This is a genomic window from Streptomyces sp. NPDC048290 (genome assembly GCF_040652095.1).
Classification (GTDB): Bacteria; Actinomycetota; Actinomycetes; order Streptomycetales; family Streptomycetaceae; genus Streptomyces.
Genome location: NZ_JBEZLM010000010.1, coordinates 14,111 through 32,719 on the forward strand (window position 1 = coordinate 14,111; position 18,609 = coordinate 32,719).

The 18,609-nt window shown below is 72.6% G+C and carries 16 protein-coding genes; 10 read left to right on the forward strand and 6 right to left on the reverse strand.

Annotated features, from left to right (window positions below; translation table 11 throughout):
• Positions 1-6 precede the first annotated feature (6 nt).
• Both AB0D49_RS18715 and AB0D49_RS18720 read right to left on the reverse strand, forming a co-directional pair.
• Positions 7-1,881 (reverse strand): ABC transporter ATP-binding protein, encoded by a 1,875-nt coding sequence (locus AB0D49_RS18715; RefSeq protein ID WP_362758433.1) that lies wholly within the window; start codon positions 1,879-1,881, stop codon positions 7-9.
• Complete coding sequence (locus tag AB0D49_RS18720) at positions 1,878-3,842, reverse strand: ABC transporter ATP-binding protein (protein WP_362758435.1); 1,965 nt, start codon at positions 3,840-3,842, stop codon at positions 1,878-1,880. The genes AB0D49_RS18715 and AB0D49_RS18720 overlap by 4 nt, the downstream gene beginning before the upstream one ends.
• A gap of 228 nt (positions 3,843-4,070) precedes the next feature.
• Between AB0D49_RS18720 and AB0D49_RS18725 the strand changes: the two genes are divergently transcribed.
• From AB0D49_RS18725 to AB0D49_RS18740, 4 genes are read left to right on the forward strand one after another with little or no spacing between them, the layout of a single operon-like run.
• On the forward strand, positions 4,071-4,970 hold the full coding sequence (locus AB0D49_RS18725; protein WP_362758437.1) for an ABC transporter ATP-binding protein: 900 nt from the start codon (positions 4,071-4,073) through the stop codon (positions 4,968-4,970).
• Entirely contained in the window at positions 4,967-5,701 is a 735-nt protein-coding gene (locus AB0D49_RS18730; RefSeq protein WP_362758439.1) for an ABC transporter permease, read from the forward strand. Before AB0D49_RS18725 ends, AB0D49_RS18730 begins: the two co-directional genes overlap by 4 nt.
• A gap of 25 nt (positions 5,702-5,726) precedes the next feature.
• Complete coding sequence (locus AB0D49_RS18735; protein ID WP_362758441.1) at positions 5,727-7,010, forward strand: sensor histidine kinase; 1,284 nt, start codon at positions 5,727-5,729, stop codon at positions 7,008-7,010.
• A complete protein-coding gene (locus AB0D49_RS18740; RefSeq protein WP_362758443.1) occupies positions 6,994-7,638 on the forward strand; it encodes a response regulator transcription factor in 645 nt (214 codons plus the stop codon). The genes AB0D49_RS18735 and AB0D49_RS18740 overlap by 17 nt, the downstream gene beginning before the upstream one ends.
• Before the next feature lie 20 nt (positions 7,639-7,658).
• On the opposite strand, the gene glgX is transcribed toward AB0D49_RS18740, so the two are convergent.
• Complete coding sequence (gene glgX / locus AB0D49_RS18745; RefSeq protein WP_362758445.1) at positions 7,659-9,893, reverse strand: glycogen debranching protein GlgX; 2,235 nt, start codon at positions 9,891-9,893, stop codon at positions 7,659-7,661.
• 135 nt (positions 9,894-10,028) lie between these two features.
• Here glgX and AB0D49_RS18750 point away from each other — a divergent pair, with 135 nt between their 5' ends.
• The 4 genes from AB0D49_RS18750 to AB0D49_RS18765 all read left to right on the forward strand — a co-directional run bounded on the left by AB0D49_RS18750 (position 10,029) and on the right by AB0D49_RS18765 (position 14,400).
• Complete coding sequence (locus AB0D49_RS18750; protein WP_362758447.1) at positions 10,029-11,270, forward strand: Ig-like domain-containing protein; 1,242 nt, start codon at positions 10,029-10,031, stop codon at positions 11,268-11,270.
• A gap of 329 nt (positions 11,271-11,599) precedes the next feature.
• Positions 11,600-12,763 (forward strand): Ig-like domain-containing protein, encoded by a 1,164-nt coding sequence (locus AB0D49_RS18755; RefSeq protein ID WP_362758892.1) that lies wholly within the window; start codon positions 11,600-11,602, stop codon positions 12,761-12,763.
• A gap of 79 nt (positions 12,764-12,842) precedes the next feature.
• Positions 12,843-13,610, forward strand: a complete 768-nt coding sequence (locus tag AB0D49_RS18760; protein WP_362758449.1) for an enoyl-CoA hydratase-related protein — start codon at positions 12,843-12,845, stop codon at positions 13,608-13,610.
• A gap of 286 nt (positions 13,611-13,896) precedes the next feature.
• Entirely contained in the window at positions 13,897-14,400 is a 504-nt protein-coding gene (locus AB0D49_RS18765; RefSeq protein WP_362758451.1) for an ATP-binding protein, read from the forward strand.
• A gap of 107 nt (positions 14,401-14,507) precedes the next feature.
• Here the strand turns inward: AB0D49_RS18765 and AB0D49_RS18770 are convergent, their stop codons facing one another.
• Entirely contained in the window at positions 14,508-15,146 is a 639-nt protein-coding gene (locus AB0D49_RS18770; RefSeq protein ID WP_362758453.1) for a GNAT family N-acetyltransferase, read from the reverse strand.
• Positions 15,147-15,200: 54 nt separating this feature from the next.
• Between AB0D49_RS18770 and AB0D49_RS18775 the strand changes: the two genes are divergently transcribed.
• Both AB0D49_RS18775 and AB0D49_RS18780 read left to right on the forward strand, forming a co-directional pair.
• Positions 15,201-16,148, forward strand: coding sequence for a MerR family transcriptional regulator (locus AB0D49_RS18775; RefSeq protein WP_362758454.1), 948 nt, complete (start codon positions 15,201-15,203; stop codon positions 16,146-16,148).
• Positions 16,149-16,193: 45 nt separating this feature from the next.
• Positions 16,194-16,406 carry an EF-hand domain-containing protein gene (locus tag AB0D49_RS18780; protein ID WP_362758456.1) on the forward strand — a complete coding sequence of 71 codons (213 nt, stop codon included), beginning with the start codon at positions 16,194-16,196 and terminating at the stop codon, positions 16,404-16,406.
• A gap of 100 nt (positions 16,407-16,506) precedes the next feature.
• Here AB0D49_RS18780 and AB0D49_RS18785 read toward each other — a convergent pair whose 3' ends face one another.
• On the reverse strand, positions 16,507-17,064 hold the full coding sequence (locus AB0D49_RS18785; RefSeq protein ID WP_362758460.1) for a glycoside hydrolase family 25 protein: 558 nt from the start codon (positions 17,062-17,064) through the stop codon (positions 16,507-16,509).
• 122 nt (positions 17,065-17,186) lie between these two features.
• On the reverse strand, positions 17,187-18,554 hold the full coding sequence (locus AB0D49_RS18790) for an L-serine ammonia-lyase (RefSeq protein ID WP_362758462.1): 1,368 nt from the start codon (positions 18,552-18,554) through the stop codon (positions 17,187-17,189).
• Positions 18,555-18,609: the final 55 nt, after the last annotated feature.

Genomic DNA, 18,609 nt, shown 5'->3' on the forward strand with positions numbered 1-18,609 from the left:
CCGTCGTCATGCCAGACTGTCCCGCCATGCCCGGTGCAGGTCGGCGAACCGGCCCGCGCCCGCGATCAGCTCGGCCGGACTGCCGTCCTCCACCACCCTGCCGTGCTCCATCACCAGCACCCGGTCGGCGATCTCCACCGTGGACAGCCGGTGCGCGATCACCACCGCCGTCCGGCCCTTGAGCACCGTGGCCATCGCCCGCTGCACCGCCCGCTCCCCGGGCACGTCCAGCGAACTGGTCGCCTCGTCCAGGATGAGCACCGCCGGGTCGGCTAGCAACGCCCGTGCGAACGCGACCAGTTGCCGCTGCCCGGCCGAGATCCGCCCGCCGCGCTTGCGGACGTCCGTGTCGTAGCCGTCCGGCAGCGCGCTGATGAAGGCGTGCGCGCCGATCGCCTTCGCCGCCTCCTCGATCTCCGCGCGTGAGGCGTCCGGGCGGCCGATGGCGATGTTCTCGGCGACCGTGCCGGAGAACAGGAACGCCTCCTGCGTCACCATCACCACCCCGCGCCGCAGCTCCGGCACCGTCAGCTCCCGCAGATCCACCCCGTCCAGCAGCACCCGGCCCTCGCTCGGGTCGTAGAACCGGGCCAGCAGCTTGGCGAGTGTCGACTTGCCCGCGCCGGTCGTGCCCACCACCGCGACCGTCTGCCCGGCCGGGAGCGTCAGATCGAACCGGGGCAGCACCTCACCGCCCGTGCGGTACGCGAAACGGACCGACTCGAACACCACCTCACGGCCCGGCTGCCCGGACGGCTCCAGCGGCGGCAGCGGACGGGGCCGCTCCGCCTCCGGCACCGACGGGGTCTGCGCCAGCAGCCCGGCGATCTTCTCCAGCGACGCCGCCGCCGACTGGTACGAGTTCAGGAACATCCCGAGCCGGTCGATCGGGTCGTACAGCCGGCGCAGATACAGCACCGCCGCCGCCAGCACACCCAGTTCGAGACCGCCGTCCGCGACCCGGTACGCGCCCCACAGCACGATCCCCGCGACCGCCGTGTTGGCGATCAGCCGGGAGCCCACCACATAGCGGGCCATCTCCAGCAGCGCGTCCCCGTTGGCGCGCTCGTGGTGCCGGTTCAGCACCCGGAAGTCCGCCTCGTTCGCCGCCTCCCGGCGGAACGCGCGCACCGGGCGTATCCCGTTCATGGTCTCCACGAACTTCACGATCACCGACGCGATGGCCGTCGACCGGACCCGGTAGATCCGGCCCGCCCGCCGCAGATACATCCGCACCAGCCCGTACAGCGGCACGAACGACAGCACCGCCACCGCGCCGAGCCCCAGATCCAGCCAGAGCAGCATCGCCGAGATGTACACGAACGACAGGACGACCGTCACCAGCTCCTGAAGACCCTCGTCCAGCAGCTCGCGCAGCGACTCCACGTCCGTGGTCGAACGGGAGATCAGCCGCCCGGAGGTGTAGCGCTCATGGAAGTCGACGCTCAGCGCCTGGGCATGCCGGAAGATCCGGCCGCGCAGCTCCAGCAGGACGTTCTGGTTGACATGCGCCGCCGCCCTGATGAACGCCGCCTGGAGCAGCCCGGACGCCAGCGCGCACACCAGATACCCGACGCCCACCGCGATCAGCGGCCCCTTGTCCCCGTCCTCCCGCAGCGCCGGTACGGCCCGGTCGATGGCGTACGCCACCAGCAGCGGGCCCGCCTGCACCGCTGCCTGTCCGATGAGCAGGAGGACGACGGTGAGCGCGACCCGGGCCTTCATGGGGGCCAGCAGCGAGCGCAGCAGACGGCCCGTGGCGCCCGGCGGGGACGGCAGGACGTCCTGGTCGAAGGCGTCGTCGGGGTCGTCGTGGGGGCGGGGGAGGAGGTCCGGCTCCTCGGTGGCCGTGGGGGCACCGGTCGTCGGCGGGGCGGTCATCGTCGTCCGTCCTTCCCGGAGGTGTGGCCGAGGCTGTCGCCGGTGTCCTTCGTGAGGTCCGGTCCGGGGGTCTTCGCGCGGGCCGGTCCGTCGTTCGACGTGCGGGCCGGTCCGGTGGCTTTCGCGCGGTCCGGCCCAGGGGTCTGTCCGTCGGCGGGTGCCGTGTCCGCGCCCGACATCAGATGGGCGTACTCGGCGTTGCTGCGCAGCAGTTCCTGATGGGTGCCGACCGCCGCTATCCGGCCACCGGACAGCAGCGCCACCCGGTCGGCGAGCAGCACCGTCGACGGGCGGTGCGCCACGATCAGGGCGGTGGTGTCCGCGAGGACCTGCCGCAGCGCCGCCTCCACCGCCGCCTCGGTGTGCACATCCAGCGCGGACAGCGGGTCGTCCAGCACCAGGAAGCGCGGCCGGCCGACGACCGCGCGGGCCAGCGCGAGGCGCTGCCGCTGGCCGCCGGACAGGCTGAGACCCTGTTCGCCGACCTCGGTGCCGGTGCCCTCGGGCAGGGCGTGCGCGAAGTCGGCCTGGGCGACGGCCAGCGCCCGGTCCAGCTCGGCGTCGCCCGCCGGACCGCCCGCGCCCATCAGCACGTTCTCCCCGACCGTCGCCGAGAACAGCGTGGGCTCCTCGAAGGCGACGGCGACCGCCGCCCGCAGCTCCTCGCGGGGCATCGCCGTGATGTCCGCGCCGTCCAGGGTGATCCGGCCCTCGGTGACCTCGTGCAGCCGGGGGACCAGCGCCGTCAGCGTGGTCTTGCCGCTGCCGGTCGCGCCGACCAGCGCCATGGACTCGCCGGGCGCGATGTGCAGATCGATGCCGGTGAGCAGGGGCGGGGAGTCGGGCGGGGCGTCGGGGTAGCGGAAGGTGACGTGGTGGAAGCGCAGGCCCGCGGCGGCGGGGTCCTTGGAGCCCGGGGGACCCTGGGGACCCTGGGGAAGAGCTGTCGCCGTCTCCGTCTCCGGCGCCGCGTCCAGCACCTCGAAGTACCGTTCCGTCGCCGTCGCCGCCTCCTGGCTCATCGCCAGCAGGAAGCCGATCGACTCCACCGGCCAGCGCAGCGCCAGCGCCGTCGACAGGAACGCCACCAGCGTGCCCGCCGACAGCACCCCGTCCGCGACCTGGACCACACCCACCACCAGCGCCGCGCCGATCGCGATCTCCGGCAGCGTGATGATCACGCCCCAGATCGCCGCCAGCAGCCGCGCCTTGCGCAGCTCCGTGCCGCGCAGGGTGCGCGACAGGTCCCGGAACGCCCGCGCCTGGCTGCGGTGGCGGCCGAAGCCCTTGATGATCCGGATGCCGAGGACGCTCTCCTCGACCACCGTCGTCAGATCGCCGACCTGGTCCTGCGCGAGCCGCGCCACCCGCGCGTACCGCTCCTCGAACAGCACGCATGTCACGATCACCGGGACCACCGGCCCCAGGATCACCAGCCCGAGCAGCCAGTCCTGAGCCAGCATGATGATCACGCCGACCAGGATGGTCACCCCGTTGACCAGCAGGAACGTCAGCGGGAAGGCGAGGAACATCCGCAGCAGCATCAGATCCGTGGTGCCCCGCGACAGCAACTGTCCCGACGCCCAGCGGTCGTGGAACGCCACCGGCAGCCGCTGGAGATGCCCGAAGAGCGCGGCCCGCATGTCCGCCTCGACCCGGGACAGCGGACGGGCCACCAGCCAGCGCCGCAGCCCGAACAGCAGCGCCTCCCCGATGCCGAGCAGCAGCAGGAACAGCGCACCCAGCCACACCCCCGATGTGTCCCGGTCCGCGACCGGACCGTCCACCAGCCACTTCAGGACGAGCGGGATCACCAGCCCGACACAGGAGGCGAGGATCGCGACGAAGGCGGCGGTGAACAACCGCGCCCGGACGGGCCGGACAAAGGGCCACAGCCGCAGCAGACTGCGCACGGCGGAGCGGCTCCGCGGCTCCTCGGGGGATATGTGTGTGGTGGACATCAGGAGCGAGCCTACGGTTCACCACTGACACTGCCCAGTGAGTTTCGCCGGGGGCCGATTTCCGTCGCTGGACCTACGACCTGCGGATTCACCACTCGGGACCCGTCCGTCCCGATGGTCGTGGCGCCGCATCAACCCATCGGCCACCCCGCATCCACCGATCGGCTGATGCCGCATCGAGCGGGTCGTCCGATGTGCCGGGCACCGCCCCGCCGCGACGCTGAAGGCATGTCCGTCATCGAAGTCAGCGAACTGCGCAAGTCCTACGGCGGCCGGGCCGTCGTCGACGGTGTCTCCTTCACCGTCGAGGAGGGCGAGATCTTCGGCATCCTCGGCCCGAACGGGGCCGGGAAGACCACCACCGTCGAATGCGTCGAGGGCCTGCGCATCCCCGACGGCGGCCGGGTCCGGGTGGCCGGGCTCGACCCGGTGGCCCGGCACGACCAGGTGTCCCGGATGCTCGGCGCCCAGCTCCAGACCAGCCGCCTCCAGGCCAAGCTGACCGTCCGCGAGGCCCTGGAGCTGTACGCGTCCTTCTATCCGAAGCCCGCCGACTGGCGTCCGCTCGCCGAACGCCTCGGCCTCACCGACCGGCTCACCGTGCCGTTCGCCAAGCTCAGCGGCGGCCAGCAGCAGCGGCTGTTCATCGCGCTCGCGCTGATCGGCGACCCCCGGATCGTCGTCCTGGACGAACTGACCACCGGGCTCGACCCGCGCGCCCGCCGGGACACCTGGCAGCTCATCGAGGACATCCGCGACCGGGGCGTCACCGTGCTGCTGGTCACCCACTTCATGGAGGAGGCCGAGCGGCTCTGCGACCGGCTCGCGGTGATCGACCGGGGCCGGATCGCCGCCCTGGACACCCCGAGCGGACTGATCCGCCGCTCCACGGCGGGCACGGTCATCAGCTTCACCCCGTCCGCCCCGCTCGACCCGGACGAACTGGCCGCCCTGCCCGCGCTGGCCGCCACCGGGGAACGCGACGGCCGCCTCACCCTCACCGGCACCGACGCCACCGTCGACGCCGTGCTCACCCTGCTCGCCCGCCGCCGGATCACCGCCCATCAGCTCCGCGTCACCGACGCCACCCTCGACGACGCCTTCCTGGACCTCACGGAGACCTCATGAACACGGCCGTCCTGCGCACCGAGGCCCGGCTGTTCGCCCGCGAGCCCGGCGCGCTCTTCTGGATCCTCGCCTTCCCGCCGCTGCTGCTGGCCATCGTCGGCGCCATCCCCGCCTTCCGTGAGCACCAGGACTCCCTGGGCGGACTGCGCCTGGTCGACACCTATGTCCCGGTCGCCGTCCTGCTCGGGGTGATCGTCTCCGGGACGCAGACCCTCCCGGCCGGGCTGACCGCCTACCGGGAACAGGGCGTCCTGCGCCGGATGTCCGCCACCCCCGTACGGCCCACCGCGCTGCTCGCCTCGCACATGCTGGTGCACGGCCTCGCCGGAGTCCTCGCCGCGCTGATCCCCCTGCTCCTCGGCCGGTTCCTGTACGACGTGGCGCTGCCCGGCCAGGCGGCCGGTTACGCGCTCGCCCTGCTGTTCGCCGTCGCGGTCGCGCTCGCCCTGGGCGCCGTGATCTCCGCCGTCGCCCCCAATCTGAAGATCGCCACCGCGATCGGTACGTCGGTGCTGTTCCCGATGATGTTCTGCGCGGGTGTGTGGGTGCCGTTGCGGGCCATGCCGGACCTGCTCGCCGACATCGTCCGGTGCACCCCGTTCGGGGCCGCCTCCGAGGCGCTCGGCCAGGCCGCCGCCGGTGACTGGCCCGGCTGGCCGCCGCTGCTGGTGATGGCCGCCTGGACGGTCGTGCTGTCGGCGGCGGCGGTCCGCTGGTTCCGCTGGGAGTAGGCGACCGCCCGTGCAGACTGGACCCATGACCGTGAACGACCGGGACATCGAGCTGCGCTGGGAGCAGTTCCGCCGCTGGGGACCCTACGGACTGCTCCTGGTGGGCACGGTCATGTCGGCCGCGACCGCCGGTGAGCTGATGCCGGGCCACGCCGAACGCTGGGCGGCCGGCGCGCTGGTGGTGACCACGGTGGTCCTCCAGGAGAGCTTCGACCGGGCCCGCGCCCGCGCCGCGAAGGCCGGGCGCCCGCTCACCCCCTCCCCGCTCGGCACGGCGTTCTTCGTCGTCCGCTGGGCCCTCGGGCTCGCCCTGATCTGGCTCAACCCGTTCTTCGGGTTCGTCGGCGCCACCGGCTTCTTCGATGTCGCCGAACTGGTCAAGGGGCGGCGCGCCCAGGAGTTCGGCGTGTTCATCACCGCCGTCAGCGTCTCCCTCGCCCAGGGCGGCGGGCTGCCGCTGCGCGGGCTCGCCCACGCGGTGGTGCTCGCCGGGCTGATCACCGCCAACACCGCGCTCTACCTGGTGATCGGGCACATCTCGGAGAAGGAGGAGGAGCGCGCCCGGGAGCGCGCCGCCACCATCGCCGCCCTGGAACGCACCAACGCGGCCCTCACCCGCGCCCTGGACGAGAACCGGGCCCTGCACGACCAGCTCCTGGTGCAGGCCCGGGAGGCCGGGGTCGCCGACGAGCGGCGCCGACTGGCCGCCGAGATCCACGACACCATCGCCCAGGGCCTGACCGGCATCATCGCCCAGCTCCAGGTCGTCGCGGGCACCCCCGATCCCGAGCTGGCCCGCACCCATCTGACCCGGGCCGCCGACCTCGCCCGGCACAGCCTCGGCGAGGCCCGCCGCTCGGTGCACAACCTCGCCCCCATCGCGCTCGCCGGGGACGGACTGCCGACGGCGCTGGAGAAGACCGTCGCCGAGTGGGGCGAACGCACCGGCGTCCGGGCCGGGCTCACCGTCACCGGCACCGCCGAGCAGCTCCACGACGAGGTGTCCGCGACCCTGCTGCGGATCGCCCAGGAGGCGCTGTCCAACGCCGCCCGGCACGCCGCGCCCTCCCGGGTCGGCGTCACCCTCTCCTACATGGGCGACGAGGTCGTCCTCGACATCCGCGACGACGGCTGCGGCTTCGACCCGGCCGCGCTGCCCGGCCGGACCCGCACCGGCGGCTTCGGCCTGGACGGTATGCGCGCCCGCGCCGAACGCATCGCCGGGTCCCTCGCCGTCGAGACCGAACCGGGCGCGGGCACCGCCCTGTCGGCTCGCGTACCGTTGGTCCGCCATGAACACGCCCGCTGAGACCCCCGCGATCACTCTCCTCGTCGTGGACGACCACCCCGTCGTCCGGGACGGGCTGCGCGGCATGTTCGACTCCGCGCCCGGCTTCACCGTCCTCGGCGAGGCCGCCGACGGCGTCGAGGCGGTCGAGCGGGCCCTCGCCCTGGACCCCGACGTGGTCCTGATGGACCTGCGGATGCCGGGCGGCAGCGGGGTCGCCGCCATCGCGGAGCTGACCCGCCGCGCCGCCCGCGCCAAGATTCTCGTCCTCACCACCTACGACACGGACTCCGACACCCTCCCCGCGATCGAGGCGGGCGCCACCGGCTACCTCCTCAAGGACGCCCCCCGCGAGGAGCTGTTCACGGCGGTCCGCGCCTGCGCCGAGGGCCGTACGGTGCTCTCCCCGGCGGTCGCCTCCCGGCTGGTCTCCGCCGTCCGCGCCCCCGGCAACGAGCCGCTCTCGGCCCGGGAGCGCGAGGTCCTCGCCCTGGTCGCCAAGGGCACCCCCAACCGCGAGATCGCCCGCACCCTGTTCATCAGCGAGGCCACCGTCAAGACCCACCTCACCCACCTCTACACCAAGCTGGGAGTGAAGGACCGCGCGGCGGCGGTCGCGGCGGCCTACGAACGCGGCATCCTCGGCTAGCGGACCAGCCAGCCGACCCCCTACCCCGCCACCCGCAGCAGCAGCACCGACCGCCCCGGCACCAAGACCGTCGTCCCCGCCGTGTGGACCAGCCCCGGTGCCGCGTCCTGCTCCTCCCGCGCCGTGTCCACCACCACCTCGTACGACCCCGCCCACGGCGGACCCGGCAGGGTGACCTCCACCGGGTCCGCGCCCGCGTGCAGCACGGCGAGGAAGCTGTCGTCGAGGATCGGGGCGCCCCGCTCGTCGCGGCCCGGGATGTCCCGGCCGGAGAGATACATGCCGAGCGTGGCGGCGGGCGCGTACCAGTCCTCCTCCGTCATCTCCGTGCCCCGCGCGGTGAACCAGGCCAGGTCGCGCAGCCCGTCCGCCGAGTGGGCGCGCCCGGAGAAGAACGCCCGCCGCCGCAGCACCGGATGGCGATGGCGCAGCGCGATCAGCCGGGCGGTCAGCGCGTGCAGCGCCCGCCAGCCCGGGTCGTCCAGCAGGCTCCAGTCCAGCCAGCCGGTCTCGTCGTCCCGGCAGTACGCGTTGTTGTTGCCGCCCTGGGTGCGGCCCAGCTCGTCGCCCGCGACCAGCATCGGGACGCCCGTCGACAGCAGCAGGGTGGTCAGGAGGTTGCGGAGCTGGCGGCGGCGCAGGGCGCGGATGCCCGGGTCGTCGGTCTCGCCCTCGGCGCCATGGTTCGCGGACCGGTTGTCGTCGGTGCCGTCCCGGTTGCCCTCGCCGTTGGCCTCGTTGTGCTTGCGCTCGTAGGACACCAGGTCGCGCAGGGTGAAACCGTCGTGCGCGGTCACGAAGTTGACCGAGGCGTAGGGCCGCCGCCCGCCCCAGGCGTAGAGGTCGCTGGAGCCGGACAGCCGGTAGCCCATCTCCCGGACGTCGGGCAGCGCGTGCCGCCAGAAGTCCCGGACGGTGTCCCGGTAGCGGTCGTTCCACTCGGTCCACAGCGGCGGGAACGCGCCCACCTGGTAGCCGCCGGAGCCCACGTCCCACGGTTCGGCGATCAGCTTCACCCGGCGCAGCACCGGGTCCTGGGCGATCACCGCGAGGAACGGGGAGAGCATGTCGACGTCGTGCATCGAGCGGGCCAGCGCCGCCGCCAGGTCGAAGCGGAAGCCGTCGACGCCCATCTCGGTGACCCAGTAGCGCAGCGAGTCGGTGATCAGCCGCAGCACCTGCGGCTGCACCACGTGCAGGGTGTTGCCGCAGCCGGTGTAGTCGGCGTAGCGGCGGGCGTCGGGCTGGAGCCGGTAGTAGCCGCGGTTGTCGACGCCCTTGAGGGACAGCGTGGGGCCCAGCTCGCCGCCCTCCGCGGTGTGGTTGTAGACCACGTCGAGGATCACCTCGATGCCCGCCGCGTGCAGCGCCCGCACCATCCGCTTGAACTCGCCGACCTGCTGCCCGGCGGTGCCGGTGGCCGCGTAGGCGGCGTGCGGCGCGAAGTAGCCGATGGAGTTGTAACCCCAGTAGTTGGTCAGTCCCCGGCGCAGCAGATGGTCCTCGTGCGCGAACTGGTGCACCGGCAGCAGCTCGACCGCCGTGACGCCCAGCCCCACCAGGTGCGCGATCGCCGCCGGGTGCGCGAGCCCGGCGTAGGTGCCGCGCAGCTCCTCGGGGACGTCCGGGTGCCGCCGGGTGAAGCCGCGGACATGCAGCTCGTAGATCACCGAGTCCGCCCAGGGCGTCTTCGGCCGCCGGTCGTCCGCCCAGTCGTCGACATCGTGCACGACGACCCCCTTCGGCACGTACGGCGCCGAGTCCCGTTCGTCGCGCACGGTGTCGGCGACCGGCTGCTGCGGCCAGTCCCGGACGTGCCCGTACACCTCGGGCGGCAGCGCGAAGTCGCCGTCCACCGCACGGGCGTACGGGTCCAGCAGCAGCTTCGCCGGGTTCCAGCGGGCGCCGGTCCAGGGGTCCCAGCGGCCGTGCACCCGGTAGCCGTAGCGCTGGCCCGGCAGCACGCCCGGCACGAAGCCGTGCCAGATCTCATGGGTCAGCTCGGTCAGCGGCGCCCGGGTCTCCCGGCCGTCCGCGTCGAACAGGCACAGCTCCACCGCCTCCGCCCCGCCCGCCCACAGCGCGAAGTTGGTGCCCGCGACCCCGTCCGCCCCGGTCCGGAAGCGGGCGCCCAGCGGTGTCGGGGAGCCCGGCCGCACCGGCACGCCCGGCGGCCGGGGCCGGGCCGCCCGCGGCCGTCGCTGCACGGCGGCGGGCTGCTCCGCCACCGCCTCCTGATCGGCTGCGCTGGACACCTCGGCGCCTCCCGCGGCTCGGGGCACGGCACGGACGGCCGGGGTCCCGGCGTCCTCCGGTCTTCCCCCTGTTCTGCCCAGCGCGTGCCTCGCACTCACGTTTCCCCGGGGCGGGCCCGCTCGTTGTGCACATTCGTGAAGCACGCACACGGGCGCCCGCGGCGCGCGACGGCCGTTCTGACCTCCCTTCTGACCTGCGCGGTTCTGGTGACCACGGTGGCCGGCTGCACCGCGGACGGCTCCGCGATGGACGAGATGCTCGGCAAGCCCCGGGCCCCCGAGGACGTCATCCGGATCACCCCCGACGACCGGGCGAAGGACGTGGCGGCCGGGTCGCCGCTCGCCGTCCGGGTGAGCGAGGGACGCCTGGAGTCGGTCCGGGTCGTCCGGTCCCAGGACGCCGAGGAGAGCGAGGTACCCGGACGGCTCACCCCGGACGGCCGCGGCTGGACACCGGAGGAGCCCCGTCTCGCGCTGGCCGCGCGGTACACCGTGGACGCGGTCGCCGTGGCCGACTCCGGCCGCCGCTCCGCCCGGCACACCACCTTCACCACCCGTGTCCCGGCCGAACGGTTCATCGGCTATGTGGCCCCCGAGCACCGCTCCACGGTCGGCACCGGAATGATCGTCTCCGTGGCCTTCAACCGGGAGATCACCCGGCGCGCCGAGGTCGAACGGGCCGTCCGTGTCACCGCCGACCCGCCGGTCGACATCCGCCCGCACTGGTTCGGCGCCGACCGCCTCGACTTCCGCCCCGAGCGCTACTGGACCCCCGGCACCCGGATCACCGTCGACCTGCGCCTGCGGGACGTGGAGGGCGCCAAGGGCGTGTACGGGCTCCAGGACAAGACGTTCGCCTTCACCGTCGGCCGCAGCCAGGTCTCCGTGGTCGACGCGGAGGCCCACACCCTCCAGGTGCGCCGCGACGGCGAACTCCTCGCCACCGTCCCGGTCACCGCGGGCGGCCCGAAGTCCACCACGTACAACGGCAAGATGGTCGTCACCGAGATGCACGAGGTGACCCGGATGAACGGCGCCTCGGTCGGCTTCAAGAAGTCCGACGGCAAGAGCGAGTACGACATCCCGGACGTGCCGCACGCCCTGCGGCTGACCGAGTCCGGCACCTTCCTGCACGGCAACTACTGGGCCGACCCCTCGGTGTTCGGCCGCACCAATGTGAGCCATGGCTGTGTCGGGCTGCGCGATGTGAAGGGCGGCGGCGGGGACACCCCGGCGGGCTGGTTCTTCGACCGCACCCTCGTCGGCGATGTCATCGAGGTGGTCCACAGCAAGGACCGCACGGTCGCCGCGGACAACGGGCTCGGCGGCTGGAACATGGGCTGGCGGCAGTGGACGGCGGGCAGCGCCGTGAAGTGACCGGCCGGGGGCGTCCCTCCGTGAGACGGCGAGACAGCGAGACGGCCGGGCGCCTCCCCTGGGAACGGGCGCCTCCCGACGGCCGTGCGTGGGCCGGGGTTTGGGACAGAACGGTGACGTTCGAGCCCGGCCGACCCTCCTGACCATATGGTTAATATGCGGCCAGCGCGTGGGACGACGTGCTTGCACGGGGGCCCCGGGGGCCCGGGGGAGGGAGAAAGAACTTGATAGCGGGACCGATATCGGGGGCGTCGGTTGCGGTGCGCGCCGGGCGGACAAGCCGGACACGCCGGGCACGGAGCCGGGCGGGGGCGCTGGCGGCGGGGGTGCTGCTGCTGGCGGTGACCGCCTGCGGCGGCGGCTCGGACTCGGGCGCGGGCAGCGACGAGGGCAAGGGCGGCGGCAAGGACTCCACGGCGGCACGGAGCAAGGAGTCGCGGGCGGTCGTCACGATCGCCCCCGGCAACGGTGCCAAGGCGGTCGACACCAGCGGGGAACTCAAGGTCACCGCCGCCGGGGGCAAGCTCACCGAGGTCGTGGTGCGGGACGCCGACGGGACCGAGGTCGAGGGGAAGACGGCCGCGGACGGCGCCTCCTGGACGCCGTCGCGCCATCTGGCCGCCTCGACCACCTACCAGGTGAAAGCGGTCGCCAAGGACGCCGAGGGCCGCAGCGCCACCCGGGAGTCCAGCTTCACCACCCTGACCCCGAAGGCCACGTTCATCGGCCGGTTCACCCCGGAGGACGGCTCCACGGTCGGCGTCGGGATGCCGTTCTCGATCCGCTTCGACCGGGGCATCACCGACCCCGCCGCCGTCGAGAAGGCCATCGAGATCACCACCGAACCGGCCGTGGACGTCCAGGGACACTGGTTCGGCAACGACCGCATCGACTTCCGCCCCGAGAAGTACTGGAAGCCCGGCACCAAGGTCTCCGTCCGGCTCGGCCTCGACGGCGTGGAGGGCCGCCCCGGCGTCTACGGCGAGCAGGCCAAGACCGTCGACTTCACCATCGGCCGCAGCCAGGTCTCCGTGGTCGACGCCAAGAAGCTCACCATGCGGGTCGAGCGGGACGGCAAGCACCTCAGGACCCTCCCGGTCACCACCGGCGCCCCCGGCTACGAGACCTGGAACGGCCAGATGGTCATCACCGAGAAGCACGTCGAGACCCGGATGGACGGCGCCACGGTCGGCTACGACGGCGAGTACGACATCCCGGACGTCCCGCACGCCATGAAGCTCAGCGACTCGGGCACCTTCATCCACGGCAACTACTGGGGCGGCGACGCCTTCGGCAACCGCAACGTCAGCCATGGCTGTATCGGCCTGCGGGACGTCAAGGGCGCCTGGGACGAGAAGGCGCCGGGCGCCTGGTTCTTCGAGAACTCGCTGATCGGTGACGTGGTCGTGGTGAAGAAGTCCGACGACGAGGTCATCGCCCCCGGCAACGGCCTCAACGGCTGGAACATGTCCTGGGCGGACTGGACGGCCTGAGAACCGTGCGTTCCGAGACCCGGTGCGGTGTGACTCACCGCACCGGGTCCGGGACGTTAGGCGCCGTTAACCTGCTGCCATGACCGTCACTCTCGAAGTCGCCGAAGGCGTCGGCACGATCCGCCTCGACCGTCCGCCGATGAACGCGCTGGACACCGCCACCCAGGACCGGCTCAAGGAACTCGCCGAGGAGGCCACCGCCCGCGAGGACGTCCGCGCGGTGGTGCTCTACGGCGGCGAGAAGGTGTTCGCGGCCGGAGCGGACATCAAGGAGATGGAGGCCATGGACCACACCGCGATGGTCCTGCGCTCCCGCGCCCTCCAGGACTCGTTCACCGCGGTGGCCCGTATCCCCAAGCCGGTGGTCGCCGCCGTGACCGGGTACGCCCTGGGCGGCGGCTGCGAGCTGGCCCTGTGCGCCGACTACCGGATCGCCGGGGAGAACGCCAAGCTCGGTCAGCCCGAGATCCTGCTCGGACTCATCCCGGGCGCGGGCGGCACCCAGCGCCTCGCCCGGCTGATCGGCCCGTCCAAGGCGAAGGACCTGATCTTCACGGGCCGTCAGGTCCGGGCCGACGAGGCGCTCACCCTGGGCCTGGTGGACCGGGTCGTCCCGGCCGCCGAGGTCTATGAGCAGGCACACGCCTGGGCCGCCCGGCTCGCCAAGGGCCCGGCGCTGGCGCTGCGCGCGGCGAAGGAGTCGGTGGACACCGGGCTGGAGACCGACATCGAGACCGGGCTCGCGGTGGAGCGCTCCTGGTTCGCCGGCCTGTTCGCCACCGAGGACCGGCAGCGCGGTATGCGCAGCTTCGTGGAGGACGGCCCCGGCAAGGCAAAATTCCTCTGAAGGATCGGGTGAACCCGTCCTCCAGGGCTTGCAATTGACGCGATGTCTCATTCGGGGTCCCTCGAAGGGGCGGTTTATGGCAGCCTTAAGCCAGCCTTAAGCCTGCCATGTCGAGGGAGACCGCTTGTTGCCATCCTCCGAGCCGTCTCCGCAGGTGGGGCGGGCTGCGCCAGGGTCCGAACTGCCCACGGCATATGCCGAAAGCATGGATCGGAACGGTTGGTTCCGGGGGGCGTATTCCCCCGGAACGGCCCCGTGCGCCCTACCGGGCGGCCATGATGGGTCCATGGCGGGGCTGGACGGCATCGAACAGCCGCGGGGACACAGCCGTGCGACCGCGGCGCGCTGGTCGCCCGCGGTCGAGGACGAACGGGCGCTGAAGGCGCTGGAGTTGTTCGGCAACCCCACGGAGGCCGAGGTCGCCCTCCCCTCCCGCCCCGAGTCCGCCGCCACCGCCCGCCGCCTCGCCCAGGTCGTCGCCCTGCGGGAATGGGGCTGCTCGCCCAAGCTCACCGAGGACGCCGTCCTGCTGGTCTCCGAACTCGTCGGCAACGCCGTACGGCACACCGGCGCCCGGGTCTTCGGACTGCGGATGCGCCGCCGCCGGGGCTGGATCAGGGTCGAGATCCGCGACCCCTCCCGGGGCCTGCCCTGTCTGATGCCGGTCCAGGAACTCGACATCAGCGGCCGGGGCCTGTTCCTGGTCGACAAACTCGCCGACCGCTGGGGCGTGGACCTGCTGCCGCGCGGCAAGACGACCTGGTTCGAAATGCGCGTCGCCGACCGCTGATCGGGCAAGTCCCTTACCAGATACGGGAGTTGGGCAAGGCGTAGGGCGCCGCGCGCCCGCCGGGCAGCAGAGCGACCCCACGAGCGTCGTCCACAGGGCCGCCGCCCTCACCCCGTCGTGAACAGCGCCTCCGAGCCCACCGGACGGTAACCGGCCGCCAGGAACGCCCGCAGACTGCGCGCGTTCCCCGGCGAGATCTGCGCCCACACCGGCTCACCGCCCGACAGCCCGCGCGCCGCCGTCACCAGCCGCCGCCCCAGCCCCCGCGGCGCCCCCTCGGCCACCTCCACCGCGACCTCCAGCCGCCCGCCGACCCCCCGGCCCAGCACCAGCACCCCGCCGTCCACCGTCCACACCCGCACCCCGTCCCGCCGCCGCAGCGCCTCGGTCACCCGGGGATGCCCGGGATCACGCGTCTCCCGGAGCCCCGCACCGGCCGCCCCCGGCAGCGGACCGGCCACGCACAGCACATCGATCGTGCCGGTCAGCCGCCCGGTCCGGGCCAGCAGCGCGCCCAGGAAGTACGGATGCAGGGCCGCCGCCAGCGGATCGGCGGGCGTCGCCGCCAGCGTCGCGTACACCCAGGCGGGGTCCTCGTCCGTGAAGACCACCGAGTGCGCCGTGAACGCGAGGACCCCGGCGTCGCGCGGACCGTCCTGGGGCACGACGACGGTGGCCCCGTCCGCCGCAGGAAACACCCCCCGCCCGACCGCCGCCACGATCTCCCGCAGCCCGTCCCCCGCCATGTCCCCGCTCCTCCTCTTGAGTCTCCACCCGCTGGAAGGACCACACTCACACACATGACCGACACCGGCACCGGACTCCTCACCATCGGCGCGCTCGCCCACGCCACCGGACGGTCCGTGCGCACCATCCGCTACTGGTCCGACGAGGGCGTCCTGACCCCGGTGGCCCGCTCCCCGGGCGGCTACCGGCTCTACGACGCCGCGTGCGTGGCCCGGCTCGAACTGATCGGCACCCTGCGCGAACTGGGCCTCGGTCTTCCGGACGTACGGCGGGTGCTGGCCGGTGACACCACCGTCGCGGAGGTGGCGGCGGCCCATGTGGCGGCGCTGGACGCGCGCATCCGGACCCTGCGGGTCACCCGGGCCGTGCTGTCGGCCGTCGCCCGACGCGGATCGAGTACCGAGGAGACGACCCTGATGAACAGACTGGCACGGCTGTCGGCCACCGAACGGGGCCGCATTCTGGAGGAGTTCGTCACGGAGATGTTCCACGGCCTGGACACCGCCGACCCGGTGGTCCGGGAGCGGATGCGGACCATGGCCGTGGATCTGCCGGACGAGCCGACCCCGGAGCAGGTGGACGCCTGGGTGGAACTGGCCGAACTGCTCCAGGAACCCGGGTTCCGGACGCGGATGCGCCAGGTCGCCCGGTACAGCGCACAGGGCCGGGAGATCCCCGACGGGGCGTCGCTGACGTTCGCCCGCCGCCTGGTGCACCTCGGCGCCCGCGCCCGGGAGCAGAGCGTGGCCCCCGAGTCGCCGAGGGCGGCGGAGATCCTCCACGACCTGCTGGCCGACGGCACGGACACCGGCACGGACACCGGTCCCGGCACCGACGTCGACTGGCGGGCCGTACGGGAGCGGCTGGAGGCGATGGCCGACGACCGGGTGGCCCGCTACCGGGAACTGGTGTCCCGGGTGAAGGGCGGTGGACCGGACGCCGCCCACCGTGAGGACTTCGCCTGGGTGGTCGCCGCCGTGCGCCACCGGGCGGCCGGATAATCTGACCCTCGTACACCTGCACAGACACGATGAAGGGGCGGACCGGTGGCGGACATCGAGGCGGCGCGCAAGGAGTTCGAGCGGATCGACACCGACGGTGACGGACACATCACCGCGGCGGAGTTCAAGACCGCTCTCGCGCAGGGGGGCGACTGGAACGTCACCGAGGCGGTGGCCGAGGCGATCATCGCGAGCCGTGACCTCAACGGCGACAAGCTGCTGTCGTTCGACGAGTTCTGGGCGCACCTGGACAAGTGATCCCGGGCATGTGACCCGGGTACGCGACCCGGGTATGCGACCCACAGGAAAGGGCCTCCCAGGAGGCCCTTTCCCATGAGGTTGCGCTCCTTCGGCCGGTTCAGGCGCCCCCGGCCCAGTCCTGCAACGCGGACTTCGAGCCGAAATCGGCGACGTTCTTGTCCAGCGGGGTGTCCGTGTACTGATGGAAGCGCCACTTCGCCTGGATACGGGGCGAGCCCGCCGTCACATAGTCCGCGATCCACAGACCGTCGCCCGCGTAGGACGTGGTGTCGACCGTCAGCCAGAAGTTCCGGTTGCAGTACAGCAGCACCCGGTGGTCCGGGCGCAGGGACTTCACCTTCTTGAGGAAGGTGTCCTTCTCGTCGTTGGAGGCGTGGGTGCCGTCACCGGTGGTCTCCCAGTCGACGGCGAGGATGTCCCCCGGTTTGTCGGGCGCCTTGGAGACGAAGTACTCGGCCTGGTCGGTGAGGTTGCCCGGCCAAAGGAAGTGGTAGAAGCCGACGACCAGCCCCGCGTCACGGCCGCGTTTGGTCTGGTCGGCGAGTTTCGGATTGGTGTAGCCACGGCCCTCCGTCGCCTTGATGAAGACGAAGGACAGCCCGTCGGTGTCATAGGCCGACGACTGATAGGCGCTGACGTCGATGCCGTTGAGCAAGGAGGCTCCCAGAAGTGTGCGTGGGGGGAGGGGAGTCGAGGAACCGCGAGAACGCGGACATGAGGTACGGACATTGCCGTAGGGCCCCTGCCCACGAACGGCGGCGCTGACGCGGGCGCGTGTCAGCACTCGATGATGTTCACCGCGAGCCCACCGCGCGCCGTCTCCTTGTACTTCACCGACATGTCCGCGCCGGTGTCCTTCATGGTCTTGATGACCTTGTCCAGGGACACCTTGTGGCTGCCGTCGCCGCGCATCGCCATCCGGGCCGCCGTGACCGCCTTCACCGCGGCCATGCCGTTGCGTTCGATGCACGGGATCTGGACCAGGCCGCCGACCGGGTCGCAGGTCAGGCCGAGGTTGTGCTCCATGCCGATCTCCGCCGCGTTCTCCACCTGCTCCGGCGAGCCGCCGAGCACCTCCGCCAGCGCGCCCGCCGCCATCGAGCAGGCCGAGCCGACCTCGCCCTGGCAGCCGACCTCGGCGCCGGAGATCGAGGCGTTCTCCTTGAACAGCATCCCGATCGCGCCCGCGGCCAGCAGGAAGCGCACCACGCCGTCCTCGTCGGCGCCCGGCACGAAGTCGAGGTAGTAGTGCAGCACCGCCGGGATGATCCCCGCGGCCCCGTTGGTGGGGGCGGTCACCACCCGGCCGCCCGCCGCGTTCTCCTCGTTCACGGCCATCGCGTAGAGCGTGATCCACTCCATCGCCAGGGCCTTCGGGTCGCCCTCCGAGCGGAGCTTGCGGGCGGTCGTCGCGGCCCGGCGGCGCACCTTCAGACCGCCCGGCAGGATGCCCTCCCGGGACAGGCCGCGCGAGACACACGCCCGCATCACGCCCCAGATGTCCAGCAGGCCCGCACGGATCTCCGCCTCACCGCGCCACGCCCGCTCGTTCTCCAGCATGAGTGAGGAGATCGACAGGCCCGTCTCGCGGGTCAGGCGGAGCAGCTCGTCGCCGGTGCGGAAGGGGTGCTTCAGGACCGTGTCGTCCAGCTTGATCCGGTCCGCGCCCACCGCCTCCTCGTCGACCACGAATCCGCCGCCGACCGAGTAGTACGTCTTCGACAGCAGCTCCGACCCGTCCGCCCCGTACGCCCACAGGGTCATGCCGTTGGCGTGGTAGGGGAGCGCCTTGCGGCGGTGCAGCTTCAGATCCGTGTCGAAGGCGAACGGGATCTCCCGCTCGCCCAGCAGACTCAGCCGACCGGTGGCCTTGATCTCCGCCACCCGGTCGTCCGCCTTCTCCACGTCCACCGAGCGCGGTGAATCGCCCTCCAGACCGAGCAGCACCGCCTTCGGGGTGCCGTGGCCATGGCCGGTCGCGCCCAGCGAGCCGTACAGCTCGCAGCGGACCGAGGCGACGGACGGCAGCAGCGCCTCGTTGCGCAGCCGCCGGGCGAACAGCCCGGCCGCCCGCATCGGGCCGACCGTGTGCGAGCTGGACGGGCCGATGCCGACCGAGAACAGGTCGAAGACCGAGATGGCCACGGGACATCCTCCTGACCGGGCGGGGGCACACATCCTCGGGTGCCCCCACCGGTGA

Excerpts from the sequence above, each read along its gene's own strand:
- AB0D49_RS18715 (WP_362758433.1), bottom strand. The coding sequence starts at position 1,881 with ATGACCGCCCCGCCGACGACCGGTGCCCCCACGGCCACCGAGGAGCCG.
- AB0D49_RS18720 (WP_362758435.1), bottom strand. The coding sequence starts at position 3,842 with ATGTCCACCACACACATATCCCCCGAGGAGCCGCGGAGCCGCTCCGCC.
- AB0D49_RS18725 (WP_362758437.1), top strand. The coding sequence starts at position 4,071 with ATGTCCGTCATCGAAGTCAGCGAACTGCGCAAGTCCTACGGCGGCCGG.
- AB0D49_RS18730 (WP_362758439.1), top strand. The coding sequence starts at position 4,967 with ATGAACACGGCCGTCCTGCGCACCGAGGCCCGGCTGTTCGCCCGCGAG.
- AB0D49_RS18735 (WP_362758441.1), top strand. The coding sequence starts at position 5,727 with ATGACCGTGAACGACCGGGACATCGAGCTGCGCTGGGAGCAGTTCCGC.
- AB0D49_RS18740 (WP_362758443.1), top strand. The coding sequence starts at position 6,994 with ATGAACACGCCCGCTGAGACCCCCGCGATCACTCTCCTCGTCGTGGAC.
- AB0D49_RS18760 (WP_362758449.1), top strand. The coding sequence starts at position 12,843 with ATGACCGTCACTCTCGAAGTCGCCGAAGGCGTCGGCACGATCCGCCTC.
- AB0D49_RS18765 (WP_362758451.1), top strand. The coding sequence starts at position 13,897 with ATGGCGGGGCTGGACGGCATCGAACAGCCGCGGGGACACAGCCGTGCG.
- AB0D49_RS18770 (WP_362758453.1), bottom strand. The coding sequence starts at position 15,146 with ATGGCGGGGGACGGGCTGCGGGAGATCGTGGCGGCGGTCGGGCGGGGG.
- AB0D49_RS18775 (WP_362758454.1), top strand. The coding sequence starts at position 15,201 with ATGACCGACACCGGCACCGGACTCCTCACCATCGGCGCGCTCGCCCAC.